At 73.5% G+C, this 15,086-nt stretch carries 14 protein-coding genes; 7 read left to right on the forward strand and 7 right to left on the reverse strand.

Going from position 1 to position 15,086, the window contains the following annotated elements; genetic code table 11:
* Positions 1-369: 369 nt before the first annotated feature.
* The 3 genes from ACZ6YG_RS06575 to thrS form a co-directional block, all read right to left on the reverse strand.
* Positions 370-1,311 carry a TAXI family TRAP transporter solute-binding subunit gene (locus ACZ6YG_RS06575; protein ID WP_148032536.1) on the reverse strand — a complete coding sequence of 314 codons (942 nt, stop codon included), beginning with the start codon at positions 1,309-1,311 and terminating at the stop codon, positions 370-372.
* On the reverse strand, positions 1,308-3,671 hold the full coding sequence (locus ACZ6YG_RS06580; protein ID WP_466017379.1) for a TRAP transporter permease: 2,364 nt from the start codon (positions 3,669-3,671) through the stop codon (positions 1,308-1,310). Before ACZ6YG_RS06580 ends, ACZ6YG_RS06575 begins: the two co-directional genes overlap by 4 nt.
* Before the next feature lie 81 nt (positions 3,672-3,752).
* Positions 3,753-5,114, reverse strand: a complete 1,362-nt coding sequence (gene thrS, locus ACZ6YG_RS06585) for a threonine--tRNA ligase (protein ID WP_466017473.1) — start codon at positions 5,112-5,114, stop codon at positions 3,753-3,755.
* 8 nt (positions 5,115-5,122) lie between these two features.
* Between thrS and ACZ6YG_RS06590 the strand changes: the two genes are divergently transcribed.
* Complete coding sequence (locus ACZ6YG_RS06590; protein WP_148032534.1) at positions 5,123-6,094, forward strand: helix-turn-helix transcriptional regulator; 972 nt, start codon at positions 5,123-5,125, stop codon at positions 6,092-6,094.
* 25 nt (positions 6,095-6,119) lie between these two features.
* On the opposite strand, the gene ACZ6YG_RS06595 is transcribed toward ACZ6YG_RS06590, so the two are convergent.
* Positions 6,120-6,560: an ATP-binding protein gene (locus tag ACZ6YG_RS06595; protein WP_261808648.1), complete on the reverse strand. Its 441-nt coding sequence runs from the start codon at positions 6,558-6,560 to the stop codon at positions 6,120-6,122.
* A gap of 157 nt (positions 6,561-6,717) precedes the next feature.
* Here ACZ6YG_RS06595 and ACZ6YG_RS06600 point away from each other — a divergent pair, with 157 nt between their 5' ends.
* The 6 genes from ACZ6YG_RS06600 to ACZ6YG_RS06625 all read left to right on the forward strand — a co-directional run bounded on the left by ACZ6YG_RS06600 (position 6,718) and on the right by ACZ6YG_RS06625 (position 10,893).
* The gene (locus ACZ6YG_RS06600; RefSeq protein WP_148032533.1) at positions 6,718-7,185 is read left to right on the forward strand and encodes an adenylyltransferase/cytidyltransferase family protein; all 468 of its coding nucleotides are present in this window, start codon (positions 6,718-6,720) and stop codon (positions 7,183-7,185) included.
* A gap of 88 nt (positions 7,186-7,273) precedes the next feature.
* Positions 7,274-7,861 (forward strand): phosphatase PAP2 family protein, encoded by a 588-nt coding sequence (locus tag ACZ6YG_RS06605; protein WP_148032532.1) that lies wholly within the window; start codon positions 7,274-7,276, stop codon positions 7,859-7,861.
* Between the two features lie 28 nt (positions 7,862-7,889).
* The gene (locus ACZ6YG_RS06610; RefSeq protein WP_148032531.1) at positions 7,890-8,630 is read left to right on the forward strand and encodes a DUF427 domain-containing protein; all 741 of its coding nucleotides are present in this window, start codon (positions 7,890-7,892) and stop codon (positions 8,628-8,630) included.
* 54 nt (positions 8,631-8,684) lie between these two features.
* Positions 8,685-9,077: a GntR family transcriptional regulator gene (locus ACZ6YG_RS06615; protein ID WP_148032530.1), complete on the forward strand. Its 393-nt coding sequence runs from the start codon at positions 8,685-8,687 to the stop codon at positions 9,075-9,077.
* A complete protein-coding gene (locus ACZ6YG_RS06620; RefSeq protein ID WP_466017380.1) occupies positions 9,074-9,934 on the forward strand; it encodes an ABC transporter ATP-binding protein in 861 nt (286 codons plus the stop codon). The genes ACZ6YG_RS06615 and ACZ6YG_RS06620 overlap by 4 nt, the downstream gene beginning before the upstream one ends.
* On the forward strand, positions 9,931-10,893 hold the full coding sequence (locus ACZ6YG_RS06625) for an ABC transporter permease (protein ID WP_148032529.1): 963 nt from the start codon (positions 9,931-9,933) through the stop codon (positions 10,891-10,893). The genes ACZ6YG_RS06620 and ACZ6YG_RS06625 overlap by 4 nt, the downstream gene beginning before the upstream one ends.
* 5 nt (positions 10,894-10,898) lie before the next feature.
* On the opposite strand, the gene ACZ6YG_RS06630 is transcribed toward ACZ6YG_RS06625, so the two are convergent.
* From ACZ6YG_RS06630 to ACZ6YG_RS06640, 3 genes are read right to left on the reverse strand one after another with little or no spacing between them, the layout of a single operon-like run.
* Entirely contained in the window at positions 10,899-12,161 is a 1,263-nt protein-coding gene (locus tag ACZ6YG_RS06630; protein WP_148032528.1) for a M20/M25/M40 family metallo-hydrolase, read from the reverse strand.
* Positions 12,158-14,023 (reverse strand): S9 family peptidase, encoded by a 1,866-nt coding sequence (locus ACZ6YG_RS06635; protein ID WP_466017381.1) that lies wholly within the window; start codon positions 14,021-14,023, stop codon positions 12,158-12,160. Before ACZ6YG_RS06635 ends, ACZ6YG_RS06630 begins: the two co-directional genes overlap by 4 nt.
* Before the next feature lie 3 nt (positions 14,024-14,026).
* The gene (locus tag ACZ6YG_RS06640) at positions 14,027-15,076 is read right to left on the reverse strand and encodes a peptidase C39 family protein (RefSeq protein WP_271276492.1); all 1,050 of its coding nucleotides are present in this window, start codon (positions 15,074-15,076) and stop codon (positions 14,027-14,029) included.
* Positions 15,077-15,086: the final 10 nt, after the last annotated feature.

Raw genomic sequence — 15,086 nt, forward strand, 5'->3', positions numbered from 1 at the left:
GCAGCGGCAGGCAGCGCCCGCCGGCGACGAGCGTCCTGCGCCCGATCGGGGTGGCGATCAGCGACAGCTCGCCGTACGCGGCCGGCGCCGCCAGCCGCAGCAGCCACGCCCCCTCGGGCGTACGCGACCGGGTCCCTTCGAGCGCGTAGTAGTCGAGCACGCCGCCGCCGGTGGACACCACGGCGCGCATCGTGAAGCCGCGGCCCTCGGCGGTGAACAGCTCCGCCGAGGGCGCACGGTAGACCGAATGGACGTACGCGAGAGCGAACGCCCCGGAGGGCGGCAGCACCAGCCCGTTGACGGCCGGGCGCCCCGGCCCGCCACCGGAGCCGAGCGCCAGCACCGCGGCGAGCGAGAGGGCCAGCCGGATCAGCCCTTCTCCTTGAAGTAGCGGGCCGCGCCGGGGTGCAGGGCGACCGGCCGCACCTGCTGGGCCAGCGCCGGGTCGAGCTTGTCGGCCTCCGGGTGGACCGCGACCAGCTCCTGCTTCTTCTCGAACAGCGTCCGGGTGATGTCGTAGGCCAGCTGCTCGTCCATGGTGTCGGGCACCAGCAGCACGTTGGCGATGCCGACCGTCTCCACGGAGCCTTCGAGCTTGTAGACGTCCAGGCCGATGTCGAGCCCGACGTACTGCTCGCCGTACTCGCGCTGCATCTCCGCCAGCACGTCGGCGGTGTCGATGATCTTGATGTCGGGCTTGCTGGTGGCCAGGTCCACCACGCCGGCCGTGGGCAGGCCGCCGACCCAGAAGAACGCGTCGACGGTGCCGTCCTTGACGGCCTGCACCGACTCGTTGATCGACAGCTGCTGCTTGCTGATGTCGGTGTCGGGGTCGAGCCCGGCCGCCTCCAGCATCCGCCTGGCCACGACCTGCGTGCCGGAGTTCGGCGGGCCGAGCGAGACCGTCTTGCCCTTCAGGTCGGCCACCTTCCCGGCCTGCACGCCCGGGGCGACCACCACGTGCGCGTAGTTGTCGTAGATCCGGGCCAGCGCCTTGACCGGCTGCTTCTCGGTGAACGAGCCGGTGCCGTTGACCGCGTCGGCGGCCGTGTCGGCCTGGGAGAAGCCGATGTCGGCCTTGCCGGTGGCCAGCAGCTTGATGTTCTCGACGGAGGCGGAGGTGACCGAGGCGGTGGCCTGGGTGTCGGCGATGTTGGCCGACAGCTGCTTGGCCAGGCCGCCGCCGTAGACGTAGTAGACGCCGGTGGTGCCGCCGGTGGCGATCGACAGCCGGTTGCCCGAGCCTCCGCCGGCGCCTCCGCAGCCCGCGATCAGGCCGGCCACGGCGAGCACCGCAAATATCCGCTTCACGCTGGGACGCTCCTTCTTCTGATGAGGTGGACGGCTGCCGCGACGGCCAGCACGGCCAGGCCCGCGACGATCGGGACGGGTTCGAGGAACAGCAGCAGCACGGCGGCCACCGCGGCCAGCAGCCGCTCGGGCGCGCCGGCCAGGCCGCCGGTGGCCATCGCCAGGGCCGCCACCGCGACGGCCGACACCGCCGTCATGGCCAGCACGGTGCCGAACGGCCCCTGGCCGAGCAGCGCCTGGCCGTGCGGGGTGAGCACGAACGCGAACGGCACGAGGAAGGCCGGCAGCGTGTAGCGCCAGGTCATCATCATGGTCCGGTACGTGTTGCCGCCGGTGATGGCGGAGGCCGCGACCGCCGACAGCGCGGTCGGCGGGCTCACCTCGGACAGCACCGCGTAGTAGAAGATGAACATGTACGCCTCGGCCTGCCCCACGCCGAGAGCCGTCAGCGCGGGGGCGATGATCACCGCTGCGATGATGAAGCTGGCCGTCACCGGCACCGCCAGGCCGAGCAGCATGACCGCCAGGGCCGCCATCACCGTGGTCAGGATCAGGTTGCCCGCGGCGAAGTCCACGATGATCGAGCTCAGGTTCAGGCCGAGCCCGGTCTGGGTGATGACGCCGACGATGATGCCCGCCGCCGCGCACACCGCGGTCACCGGGAGCACCTCCAGCGTGCCCTTGGCCAGCGCCCGGCCGATCCGCCTCGGGCCCATCCGGTGGGCGGGGTCCAGGAACGACAGGGCGAACGCGACCGCGGTGGCGATCACCACCGACTGGAACGCCGACCGGTCCATCGCCATCAGCACCACGATCAGGATCAGCGAGCTGAAGTGGTAGCCGAAGCGCAGCAGCAGCCTGCCGACGCCGGGTGTGTCCACCCGCACGGCGTGCGTGCCGAACCGGCGGGAGTCGATCTCGATCGCCAGCAGGATGCCCAGGTAATAGAGGATCGTCGGGATCGTCGCGTAGATCAGCACCTGGAGGTAGCTGACCCGCATGACCTCCGCGATGATGAACGCCGCCGCGCCGAGTGTCGGCGGCGACAGGATGGCGCCGATGCCGGCGGCCGCGAGGATGCCGCCGGCGGGCTCTCTCGGGTAGCCGGCCCGCCGCAGCACCGGCCAGGCCACGCTGCCCAGGCTCACGGTGGTCGCCACGCCCGAGCCGGACACCGTGCCGAGCAGGAATCCTGCGGTGGTCACGGTGCGGCCGGGGGCGGCGCGTGACCTGCGGAAGGCGGAGAAGCTCAGGTCGATGAAGAACCTGCTGGCGCCGGAGTAGTCGAGGACCGCGCCGTAGACGGTGAAAAGGATGATGTAACTCGCCGCCACCTGGAGAGGGACGCCGAAAAAGCCTTCCGTGCCCGTATAGAGCTGCGACACGATCTGGTCGAGGTCGAGACCTCGGTGGCCGATCGTCCAATCGACGGGCAGCATCGCGCCGTAATAGGCATATGCCAGAAAAATGGCGCAAATGATGGAGAGAACCGCGCCGACCGTGCGGCGCACCGCCTCCAGCAGGAGCAGGGTCAGGCCTATCCCGGCGATCACGTCCAGCTCCGACAGCGCCGCGCCCGACCCTCGATCGCGGAACGACTCGATGTCCGCCAGCGGGTACACGAGCACCGCCAGCGAGGCCAGCGCCAGCAGCCAGTCACCGACGGTCGGCCACTCGCCTTTCCGGCGCACCGGACCCTCCGCCCCGACCTCCACCGGAAGCGTGTCCCCGAGCGGCGCCGGACCGGGCTCCTCCGCCGCCCCGGTCGTCCGGTCGAGGACCAGCGTGTCGTCAGGGGTGTCCGGGCGGTCGGTGTCCGGGCGGGAGGGGGTGTCCGGTGAGACGCCGATGACCACCGTGTCCGCCGACGGGCTCGCGCCCTTCGGCGGGTCGGCGGCCGGGACGTCGCGCAGCGTCGGCGCGTCCGGGAGGACCCCCGTAGCGCGGACCTCCGGCAGCGTCGGGGCCTCGCCCAACGTGAGCGCCCTGGCGTCCGGGTGCGTCGCCGCCCCGGCGGGCGGCCCGGACCGGGAGAAGCGGGCGCGCAGGCGGTGCGCGAACGGCCCGTCCAGCCGCCGGCCGAGGCGCCGCAGATCGCCGGGGAGGTGACGGAGGCGGCTCAGGGACTGCGCCGCGCCCGACCGGTAGCAGAGGAACACCAGCGGCAGCGCCGCCGCCAGGAACGTCATCCGGTGCTGCAACGCCTCGACCGGCCAGAACACGACCGCGATCGAGTAGGCCGAGAGCAGCCCGCCGACGACCCACACGCCGAGCCGTAAGGGGCCTGCGAGCTGGCGGGCCGGGCGTTCCTGTTCGCGGGCCTGTACGGGCCCGGCCTGTCGGTCGCTCGACTCGGTCAAAACAACTCCCTCTGACACGGCGTTGGGGGCAATGTACGAGCCCTTTACCGGCTGTGGGAAGAGCCGTGACGTTTATTTGATCTATTGACCGGGTTGGAAGCGCGGCGCGCACATCGCCGCCAATTCCGCGACCGGCACCACCCCGGCCTGGCAGCCGTCGCGCAGCCGCACCGCCGCCCCGCCGCCGGCCGCCTCGCGCGGTCCCACGACGAGCTGGAAGGGAACCAGCCGGTTGACCCTGATCCGGGCGCCGAGGGTGCCCCGGCCCGGCTCGACGAGCTCGGCCCGCATCCCCGCCGCCACGCAGCGCCGTACCACGTCGCCCGCGGCGGGCAGCTCGGCGTCGGACAGCGGCAGCACCACCGCCTGCACCGGCGCCATCCAGGCGGGGAACGCGCCGCCGTGCACCTCGATCAGGTGGGCCACCAGCCGCTCCAGCCCGCCCACCACGCTGCGGTGCACCATCACCGGCCGGTCGCCGCCCGCGTACTCCAGGTCGAAGCGCTCCGGCTGGAAGGAGTCGACCTGCACGGTCGACAGGGTCGACTCGCGCCCCGCCGGGTCCGCGATCTGAATGTCGATCTTGGGGCCGTAGAAGGCGCCCTCGCCGCGCTCCTCGTCGTAGGCCCGCCCGCGCTGGTCGAGCACCTCGCGCAGGATCGACTCCGAGCGGTCCCACATCTCCGGGTCGTCGACGAACTTGGCGCCCTCGCCGCGCAGCGACAGCCGGTAGCGGGCGGCCTCGATGCCGAGCTGGGCGTGCGCGGCCTCGATCAGGTCGAGCGCGGCCGACACCTCGCCGGCCGCCTGCTCCGGCCGGCAGAACACGTGCCCGTCGTTGAGCTGGATGGCCCGTACCCTGGTCAGCCCGCCGAGCACGCCGGACAGCTCCGAGCGGTACATGCCGCCCAGCTCGGCGATCCGCAGCGGCAGGTCGCGGTGGGTGCGCGGGCGGGAGCGGTAGACGAGCGCGTGGTGCGGGCAGAGGCTGGGCCGCAGCACGAACTCCTCCCCGCCCACCCGCATCGGCGGGAACATGTCCTCGGCGTAGTGCGCCCAGTGCCCGGATCGCTCGTACAGCTCGCGCTTGCCCAGCACGGGCGAGTTGACGTGCTGGTAGCCGTTGCGGCGCTCCAGCTCGTACACGTAGTCCTCGACGGCCTTGCGGACGGCGGCGCCCGCGGGCAGCCAGAAGGGGAGCCCGGAGCCGATCAGCGGGTCGGTGTCGAAGAGGCCGAGCTCGCGCCCGAGCCTGCGGTGGTCGTTCATGATCGTCCTTCGCGTGGAAAGGGCGAACGACCGACTCTCCCGGGCATTCGCCCGGGAGCAGGAATCAGCGCGCCGGGACGGGGTCCGGCGTCGTCGTGACGAGAGCGCGCTGCATGAGTCCGACGATAGCAGCCTGACTCTCGCGTCCGCCCCCGGAAAATTCGGCAGTGGTATAAAGAACCGTGGCCGAGATCACCCTGAACGTCCGCCAGCTGCAGGCGTTCGCCGAGGTCGGCTACCAGGTGGCCGCGGGAGCCGGGGCCCACGGCGCGATGACCGCGCTGCGCGAGGTGGTGCCGGTCGACGCCTACGAGTTCGTCGCCTTCGACCCCGCCACCGGCCGCCACCAGAGCGTCGTGTCCGACGGGCACCGGCGCGTCGACGGCGACGCCGCCGAGGAATACACCGGGCTGGAGGCCTACCGCACGGCGATGGCCACCCGCCGGCCGGTGGTCATGCCGGAGCCGGGCACCGAGCTCTACTTCCGCCGCCATCTGGCGCCCTACGGGTGGCGGGCGGGGCTGACGGCGCCGCTGTTCCTGGCCGAGGGCCGCTACACGGGCCTGCTCCACCTGGCCGCCCGCGACGCGTTCCCCGAGCTGACCGGGCCGCTGGTGACGGCCGTGAGCCCGATGCTGGCGCACGTCACCGACCTCACCCGGTGCGTGATCGACCCGGTGGGGCTGCCGCCGGGGTTCCACGCGGTCGCCTTCGACCGGGCCGGCATCCTGCGCGAGGTCCCCGGGCGGCCGGTCTCCGAGGCGCTGCGCGACGATCCGGCCATGCCCGCCTACGCGCGCGCGTTCATCGACTCGCGCGAGCTCGGCCGTCACGGCCTCTGGCTCGACCGGAGCGGGCAGTGGCACGAGACCCGGCTGCTGCGCGCCGGCGTCGGCTACCAGGGCTCGCTGCAGGGCGCGGTGGTGGCCGAGCGGCCCTGCTCCCTGCCGTACGACCTGACGGGGCGCGAGGTGGACGTGCTCACCCGGGTCGCGGCCGGCGACTCCAACCCGCAGATCGCCGCCGCGCTCGTGCTCAGCGTCCGCACCGTCACCACCCACCTCGAGCACATCTTCGCCAAGCTGGCCTGCGACAGCCGCACCCGGCTGACCACGAAGGCGCTGGCCGAGGGCCTGTGCCGGCTCGACGTCTAGACCGGCTCGTCTAGAACCGGCTCTGTTAGACCGGCTCGGCCGCCCAGCCGGCCGGCACCGTCACCAGCAGCAGCTCGAACCAGACCGTCGTCGTCCCGTCACCCCGGGTGTAGCCCCAGCGGTTGCTGAGCGCCTCCAGCATCGGCAGCCCGCGCCCGCTCGTCGCCCGCGGGTCGGCGCCGCACACGCACGGCGGGCCGTCAGAGCCCGCGTCCTCGACGCACACCAGCACCGTCGCTCCCGTCGCGCGCAGCCGCACGGTGAACGAGCCGCCCCCGCCCGAGCGGGTGTGCAGCACCGCGTTCGTGGCCAGTTCGCTGATCAGCAGCGCGCAGTCGTCGTGCAGCGGGTGGTCGCGGCCGAGGGTGCCGGTGACCAGGCCCCTCGCCCTGGCGACCGCCGCCGGGTCCCCGGGGAAGCGCATCTCGAGGTCGTGCTCGGGCTGATGGACGTCCGGTCGTGTCACGCTGACCCCCCGTTTCGGCGACGTTGTTCGACGCGCGAACCCACCCCCGCGGATTATCGCGAAAAGGTAGGAATCGCCTTTCCGGCGATCGGCTGTCGGGGTGCCGCGCCGGACCTTGTACGCTGCGATCGACGAGTCGACTAGGAGGGGTGCCTGGGTGAGCAGCCTGGAGGCCGTCTGGGTGCAGCGGTACGACCACCCGGGGGCGGCGGTCGTGACCGGAGTTTTCGACATCCTGCACGTTGGCCACGTGCGCTATCTCGGAGAGGTGGCCGCCCGGGGGCTGCCCCTGGTCGTCGGCGTAGAGGACGATCCTCGCGTACGGGCGTGGAAGGGCCCCTCGCGGCCGTTCAACCCGGCGGTGGAGCGGGCCGAGGTGCTCGCCGCGCTGCGCGCGGTGACCGGCGTGTTCATCGTCACCGGGCCGCCGGAGGCGCACGCGCCTGAGCACTACATCGATCTGCTGGCGCCGATGCGGCCGGGCGCGCTCGCCCACACCGCCGGCGACCCGCACGCCGGGGGCCGGCGCGCCGCCGCGGCGCTGCTGGGGGCCGAGTGCTGGGAGATGGAGGCCATCCCCGACCGCTCCACCACCCGCATCGTCAACGCCGCGGGCAAGGGGTAGCCCGGCCTCTCCCGTACGACGGCCGGGATGGGAAGACACCTGGCCCGGGGTCACCTGGGTGCGGAGCATGATCGCGTACCCTCCTGACATGATGTCCGATCGGCTCGCGCGCGGGGTCACCGACCTGCTCGCCCCGCAGGTCCTGGTGATCTCCATGCCGCCGGCCATCGGCCTGGTCGCCCAGGGCTGGACGGGGGCCGCGTGGGGGCTGGTGGCGTCGGTGCTGTGCGGGGGAGTGCCCGCTGCGGTGATCGCCGCCGGGGTGCGGTCGGGCCGCCTCGACTCCCACCACATCGTGGATCGGGCGAGCCGCCCGGGGCCGCTGCTGGCCGCCGTCGCGGGCGTGCTGGGCGCGCTGGTGCTGCTGGCCTGGCTGGGCGCGCCGCGGCTGCTGCTGGCCGCCGTGACCGCGATGCTCGCCGCGCTGGCCGTGACCATCCCGGTCACGTTCCGCTGGAAGATCTCCTTCCACGCCGCCGTGTGCGCGGGCACGGTCGTGGTGCTCGCGTACGTGCTGCCCGCCGTGCCGGTCCTGCTGGCCGGGGCGGCGGTGGTGGCGCTGGTCTGCTGGGCCAGGGTCCGGCTGGCGCACCACACCCCCGCCCAGGTGGCCGCGGGCACGGCCGTGGGCGCGCTCGTCACGTGGGCGACGCTGGCGGCGTTCGGGGTGGAATAGCCCCGCGGGAGCCGGGGTTTGCGTGGGTATGGATGCCGTGAGCCGTGGCCGGGTCCGCGTCGAGCCCTCGGCCAAGCGTGTCAGGATCTTTCTCGGTGGACGCCCGGTCGCCGACACCACCCGCGCCCTGCTGGTGTGGGAGGTGCCCTACTACCCGGCCTACTACGTCCCGCTGGACGACGTCCAGGCCGAGCTCAAGCCGACGGGAGCGGTCGAGCGCTCGCCGAGCCGGGGCGACGGGGTCGTCCACACGGTGACGGCGGGCGGGAAGGAGGCGGCCGACGCCGCCGTCACGTACCCGGACTCGCCGCTGGAGGCGATCAGGGGTCATGTCCGCTTCACCTGGGACGCCATGGACGCCTGGTTCGAGGAGGACGAACAGGTGTACGTGCACGCCCGCAGCCCCTACACCCGCGTCGACATCCTCCCCAGCTCCCGCCACGTCCGGGTCGAGGTCGCGGGCGTGACGGTGGCCGACTCGCGGCACGCCCGCATCCTGTTCGAGACGGGCCTGCCGCCCCGCTACTACCTGCCGAAGACGGACGTCCGGCTGGACCTCCTGGAACACACCGGCACCGTGACGCACTGCCCCTACAAGGGCACCGCCGAATACTGGTCGGTCAACGGCGAGAAGGACCTGGCGTGGTCGTACCCGACCCCGCTGCCCGAGAGCGAGCGCGTCGCCGGCCTGATCGCCTTCTACGACGAGAAGGTCGACGTCTACGTCGACGGCGAGCTCCAGGAACGTCCCAAGACCGTCTTCGGTTGACAGGCCGGGGCCGAGTCCATCACCCTTTCACTACTTCATTAGTGAAAGGGTGTTATGATCGAGTTCCAGCTCGACCGCGGGTCGGGCGTCGCCACGTACCTCCAGCTCGTCCACCAGGTCAAGCACGCGCTGCGGCTCGGCACGCTGCGCCCCGGTGACCAGTTGCCCACCGCGCGGGAGGTCGTCGAGAAGCTGGCGATCAACCCCAACACCGTGCTCAAGGCCTACCGGGAGCTGGAGCGTGAGGGGCTCGTGACGGGCCGGCCGGGGCTCGGCACGTTCGTGGAGCGCGGCTTCGGCGGGGCCGGGCTGGCCGAGCACACGCGGCTGCGGCGGGGGCTGGCCGCGTGGGTGCGTGAGGCCAGGGACGCCGGGCTTGACGAGGAGGACCTGCGGGCGCTGTTCGCCGCCGTCCTCTCCGACGCCTCCCGGGAGGGCGTGGCGTGAGCGCGCCGATCCTGGAGGTGCCCGTGCTGGAAACCACAGGGCTGAGCGTGCGGCGCCGGCGCGCGTGGGCGCTGTGCGACTGCTCGCTGTCCGTGCCCGCCGGGCGGGTCGCCGCGCTGGTCGGCCCCAACGGGGCCGGGAAGACCACGCTCATGCTCGCCGCCGTCGGCCTGCTCGCGCCCGACCGGGGACACGTCTCGGTACGGGGGACCGCCGCGTTCGTGGCCCAGGACAAGCCGCTGTACGAGTCGTTCACCGTCGGCGAGCTGCTGGAGTTCGGGCGGCGGACGAACACCCGCTGGGACGGCGAGGGCGCGCGGGCCCGGCTGGACGCGCTGGGCGTCCCCCTCGGCCGCAGGGCGGGCAGGCTGTCCGGCGGGCAGCAGGCGCAGGTCGCGATCACTCTCGCCCTGGCCAGGACGCCCGACCTCCTGGTCCTGGACGAGCCGCTGGCCAACCTCGACCCGCTGGCCCGGCACGACGTGATGCGCACCCTCATGGGCGAGGTGGCCGGGCGCGGCCTCACCGTGCTGCTGTCCTCGCACGTGATCGCCGACCTGGAGGACACCTGCGACTGGCTGGTCGTGCTCAACGGCGGCCGGCTCCAGGTCAGCGGCGACATCGACGACCTGCTGGCCGGCCATCTGCTGCTGTCCGGCCCGGCGGAGGCGGCCGAAGGGCTGGAGGCCGTCTCCGCGACCGGCACCGGCAGGCACGCCACCCTGCTGGTCCGCGGCGACCGCGCGCTCGGCCCGCGCTGGAGCACCCGCCGCCCCAACCTGGACGAGCTGGTCATGGGCTACCTGCGCAGCCCTCAGGCGGCGGCGCTGCCGGGTCCTGCGGGGGTGGCGCGATGATCTGGGTCACCTGGCGCCAGCACCGGGCGCAGCTCCTGACCACCGCCGGCTTCCTGGTCGTGCTCGGGCTGCTGCTGCTCGGCTCCGCGACCGAGGCCCGGAGCTATGTGTCCGGCTACTTCCCTGACGGCTGCCCCGCCGGTTTCGCCCACTGCGGCTCGGTCGAGGTGGCGGTGGGCCTGGGGGAGCGGTACGACGCCGTCTACACGCTGTTCGGCTGGATGCCGCTGGTGCTGCCCGCGCTGATCGGCGCGTTCTGGGGGGCGCCGCTGCTCGGCAGGGAGTACGAGCGCGGCACCCACCGGCTGGCCTGGACCCAGTCGGTGCCGGTGCGGCGGTGGCTGGCGGTCAAGCTCGGCGTGCTGGGCGGCGCGGTGGTGGCCGGCGGGCTGCTGCTGTCGCTCATGGTCAGCCTGTGGCGTCCGGTGTTCAGGGAGGGGATCGACTCCGGGTTCGGCAACATCGGGGTGTTCAACATGACGGGGGTGGCGCCGGCCGCGTGGTGGCTGTACGCGTTCGCGGCCGGAGGGTTCGCCGGGACGCTGTTCAGGCGCACGCTCCCGGCGATGGCGCTGGTCGTGGCCGGGGTCGCGGCCACCATGTTCACGCTGTTCGCGCTCAGCGACCACTACGCCCCGCCGGACCGGGCCGTGCTGTCGGGCACGGTCGTGCTCGACGACCCCGACGCCCGGCTGGTCGGCGCCACCTGGGTGGACCCGTCGGGGCGGGCGGTGGACGACCCCGCCGCCTGCGAACGGGGCCTCGACACCGGGCGGAGCAGCGCGAAAGCCGAGGCGTGGCAGGACTGCCTGTTCGCCGAGGGCTACGCCTACGCCGTCACCTACCACCCGCCGGAGCGGTTCTGGCGCTTCCAGTGGACGGAGGCGGGCATCCTGGTGGCCGCCTCCGCCCTGCTGTGCGCCCTCACCGCGCGCCGCGTGCTGCGCCGCCGGGGGTGAGACCGTCAGGTGAGCAGTCTGGCCAGCACCCTCGTGCCGAACTCCAGCCCCGCCACCGGCACCCGCTCGTCCTTGCCGTGGAACATGCCGAAGTAGTCGAGATCCGGCCGCAGCATGAGCGGCGCGAACCCGTACCCCTGGATCCCGAGCCCGGCGAACGACTTGGCGTCCGTGCCGCCGCTCATCACGTACGGCACGGGCCTGGCCAGCGGGTCCTCGGCCACCAGAGAGCCGGCCAGCTCGTCGAAGAACGACGACGGGTACGGCGCCGCCGGGGCGTCCTCCAGGTTGACGAACTCGCGGGTGATCTTCGGGCCGAGCAGCTCGTCGAGCGTCTCCAGGAACTCCTCCCGCAGCCCCGGCAGGTAGCGGCCGTCGACGTGCGCCTCGGCCGAGGAGGGCACCACGTTCACCTTGTAGCCGGCGGCCAGCATCGTCGGGTTGGCCGAGTTGCGGATCTGGGCCTTGAACAGCTCGCCCAGCGGGCCGAGCCGGGCCGCCTCGGCGTCCAGCCGGTCCAGGTCCACCGGCTGTCCGGTGATCGCCGACAGCTCGCGGATCAGCGCCGCGACCGGCGGCGTGAGCCGTACCGGCCACTGGTGTGCGGCCAGGCGCGACAGCGCGTGCGCCAGCGTGGCCACCGGGTTGTCGACCGGAGGCTTGGAGCCGTGACCGGCCACGCCGTGCGCGGTCAGCTTCATCCAGGCGGTGCCGCGCTCGCCCACCGCCACCGGGTAGACCCGGTGGCCGCCGGACGTGACGCTGAACCCGCCCGACTCGCTGATCGCCTCCGTCACCCCGTCGAACAGCTCACGGTGCTCGGTCACCGCGTGGCGGGAGCCGTAGTCGCCGGTCGCCTCCTCGTCCGCCAGGAACGCCAGCACCAGGTCGCGCTTCGGCCGCTGCCCGCGCGCCCGCATGCCGAGCACGGTGGACAGGGTCATCGCGCACGAGCCCTTCATGTCGACCGCGCCCCTGCCGTACACGCAGCCGTCGACGATCTCACCGGAGAACGGATGCATCCGCCACTCGGCCGGGTCGGCGGGCACCACGTCCAGGTGACCGTGGATCAGCAGCGCGTCGGAGGAGTCGCCGGCCATCCTGGCCACCACGGTCGTGCGCCGGGGCGCGGACTCGAACACCTCAGGCTCCAGCCCGGCGTCGGCCAGCAGCGTGGCGACGTACTCGGCCGCCGGGCGCTCGCCGGAGCCCGGGTTGGTGGTGTCGAACCTGATCAGGTCCGAGCAGATCTCGGCGACGCTCTTCACTTCCCGCCCTCCAGCTTCAGCGGCGCGACCTCGGGCGTCTCGAACCCGAACAGCTGACCGTAGAAGGCCAGCTCGGCCTCCAGCGCCGCGACGATGGTCTCCTCCCTGCGCCAGCCGTGCTGCTCGCCGGGGAAGGTGAGCAGCGCCCACCGCTTGCCGTGCCGGTCCAGCTCGGCGACGAACCGCTCGGCCTGGCTCACGTCCACGATCGCGTCCTCCAGCCCGTGCAGCATCAGGCACGGGCCGGACGCCCGGTGCGCGTGCAGCAGCGGCGAACGGTCGGTGTAGCGCTGCCGCGTCTCCGGCAGCGGCCCGATCAGCCCGTCCAGATAGCGAGACTCGAAGTCGTGCGTCTCGGCCGCCCAGCTCTCCGGGTCGGTGATCGCGTACTGCGCGACGCCGCCCGCGAACACGTCGCTGTGCACCAGCGCCGCCACCGTCGTCCAGCCGCCGGCGCTGCCGCCCCTGATCGCGATCCTGGCCGCGTCGGCGCGGCCCAGCTCCACCAGCCCGCGCGCCACTACGGCGCAGTCGTGCACGTCCACCACGCCCCACTGGTGGCGCAGCCGCTCCCGGTAGGCCCGCCCGTATCCGGCGGAGCCGCCGTAGTTGACCTCGGCCACGCCCAGCCCGCGGCTGGTGAAGTAGGCGATCTCCAGGTCGAGCATGACGGGGCTGCTGCCGGTCGGCCCGCCGTGCACGAAGATCACGTACGGGGCCGGGCCCTGGACGCCGAGCGGCGGGTACACGTGCGCGTGCACCCCCTCGATCGTCATCGATTCCGGCTCGGCCAGCAGCGCGCGGTCCGGCAGCGGCCGGGGGGCCGACACGGTCTCCAGCCCGCCGCCGTCGAGGTCGGCCAGCACCACCTCCAGGGGCGAGAACGGGGTCGCGGGCACCGCCGCGGCCTTCCCGCCCGCCGCCGAGACGGTCGAGGCCCAGTGGGTGGCCTCGCCGCCGATCTCCCGCAGCTCGCCGGTGGCCGGGTCGAGCACGCCCAGCCGCCGCCGGTCGGCCGTGCCGTACACCAGCACCAGGCGGTCGCCGGCGAGCGCCAGCCAGGTCATGCCCGGCTTCCACGGCGCGTTGCCGAACTCCAGCTCCATCGGCGTGAGGTTGCGCCCGCGGACGCCGTCGCGGCCGATCTCGTGCACGTTCCACCAGCCGGTCGGGTCGGTGACCGCGTACAGCGTGTCGTCGTCGCGCCACTCGGCCTGCACGACCGACTCCTCCCGGCCGCCCGCCACCACCGTGTACGGGCCCGCGACGCCGTCGTCGCCGAGCGGGGCGACGCACAGCTCGGTGCCGTCCCACGGCATGTCCGGGTGGTCCCAGCCGATCCAGGCGACGTGGCCGCCGCCGGGGGAGAGACGCGGGTTCATCAGGAAGTGCTGCGCCTTCGCGACCACCCGCACCTCGCCGCCGGAAAGGGGGCCGGGAAGAGGGATCGCCACCAGGTCGCGCACGTCGTCGGTCTCCCGCACCGCCCACACCTCGGCCCGGCCCGGCGGCAGGTAGAGGTCCCCGTAGCGGGCCGGGCCCTCCGGCGTCAGTGGCACCGGGTCGCCGCCGTCGACGCGGTAGACCCGCTGGTCGGCCCAGTTCGTGAACACCAGGCCGCCGCCGGGCAACGGCCGCCACGAGCGGCCCCCGTACTCGACCAGCCGGTTGCGCGCGTTCCAGCCGCCGGGCAGCGCGTCCGCGCGCCCGCCGCCGGGCAGCCCGCGCACCACGCACCGCCGGCCGCCCTCGTGCGGGCGCGGCTCGTCCCACCACACCTCCACGCCCGCGGGCGTGGCGACGGCCTCGACCCACTGGGGGCCGCCGTCGGTGCGGGCCACATCAATCGCTTCAATACTCATGTCTCACCAATTGCCATCGGACTCGGGCAGGGACATCTCGGGTGGGTGCAGGACGTACGTGATGCCGCCGCTGCCGGAACTCCTGAGCCACACGCGCTCGAACGCCGCCCGCGGATACACCCGCCGCACCCGGCCGTCGGGCACGGCCGGGTCGTTGACCCGCACGTCGCCGCCGGCCGTGAAGCCGGTCACCACCATGAGGTTGCCGCTCGTGGAGTAGCCGGACCCGGGCAGCTCGCGCTCCTTGAAGGACAGCGACACCACCACCGGGATCCCGGCGCGGGCGAACCGCTCCAGCTCGGCCGCCGACCTCAGCCGGGTCACGAACCCGCGCAGGCCGTACGAGCCCGCGTACGCCACGTTGAACGGCCAGTTGCCGGTGCCCAGGTAGCTGCGGTCGTAGGTGCCGCGCGCGGCGTGGTCGACGGCCGGGTGGGGGCAGCCGCCGCCGACCCATCCCAGATCGTCCGGCCCGCGGCCCCAGTAGGCCAGCACCATGGACGTCGCGGCGGGGCCGCACCAGTTGGCGCCGCCGCCGTCGTACTCCGGGTGGTGGCCCGCGTGCGCGTGCTGCCAAAACGCCGGCACGTCCAGCTCCACCGGCTCGCGGCCGGACGGCGGCGAGCCGGACGGGTGCGGCGGCAGCGCCGACGCCATCACCGCGAGCCCGTCGACCCGCGCGCCCGCCCCGCACGCCCGCACCCGGACCCGGTAGGCGGTGACGGGCCGCCGGGCCACGAACGTGTCGACCGCCACGTCGCCGTCGTCGTCGCCCTGGCCGGCCACCGACGTGCGCGGCTCGCCGTGCTCGGACCAGCGGCCCATCACGTACCACTTGGTGCGGCGGCCCTCGGCGGTGACCGCCTGCAGCTCGACCTCGATCCAGGAACCCGGCGGGGTGCGCGCGGTCCACGACGGCACCAGCTGCGTCGCGGGGAAGCCGATCCGCTGGTCGTCACCGGTCCAGCCGTCCCCGGTGTCCGGGAGCACGGGGGGCACGGCGAAGCGGGTGAGGGCGACGCGGGGCCGGTCGACAGTGAGCACCAGCCCCATTGTGGGGTCG

The organism is Nonomuraea sp. NPDC054003, assembly GCF_055585125.1.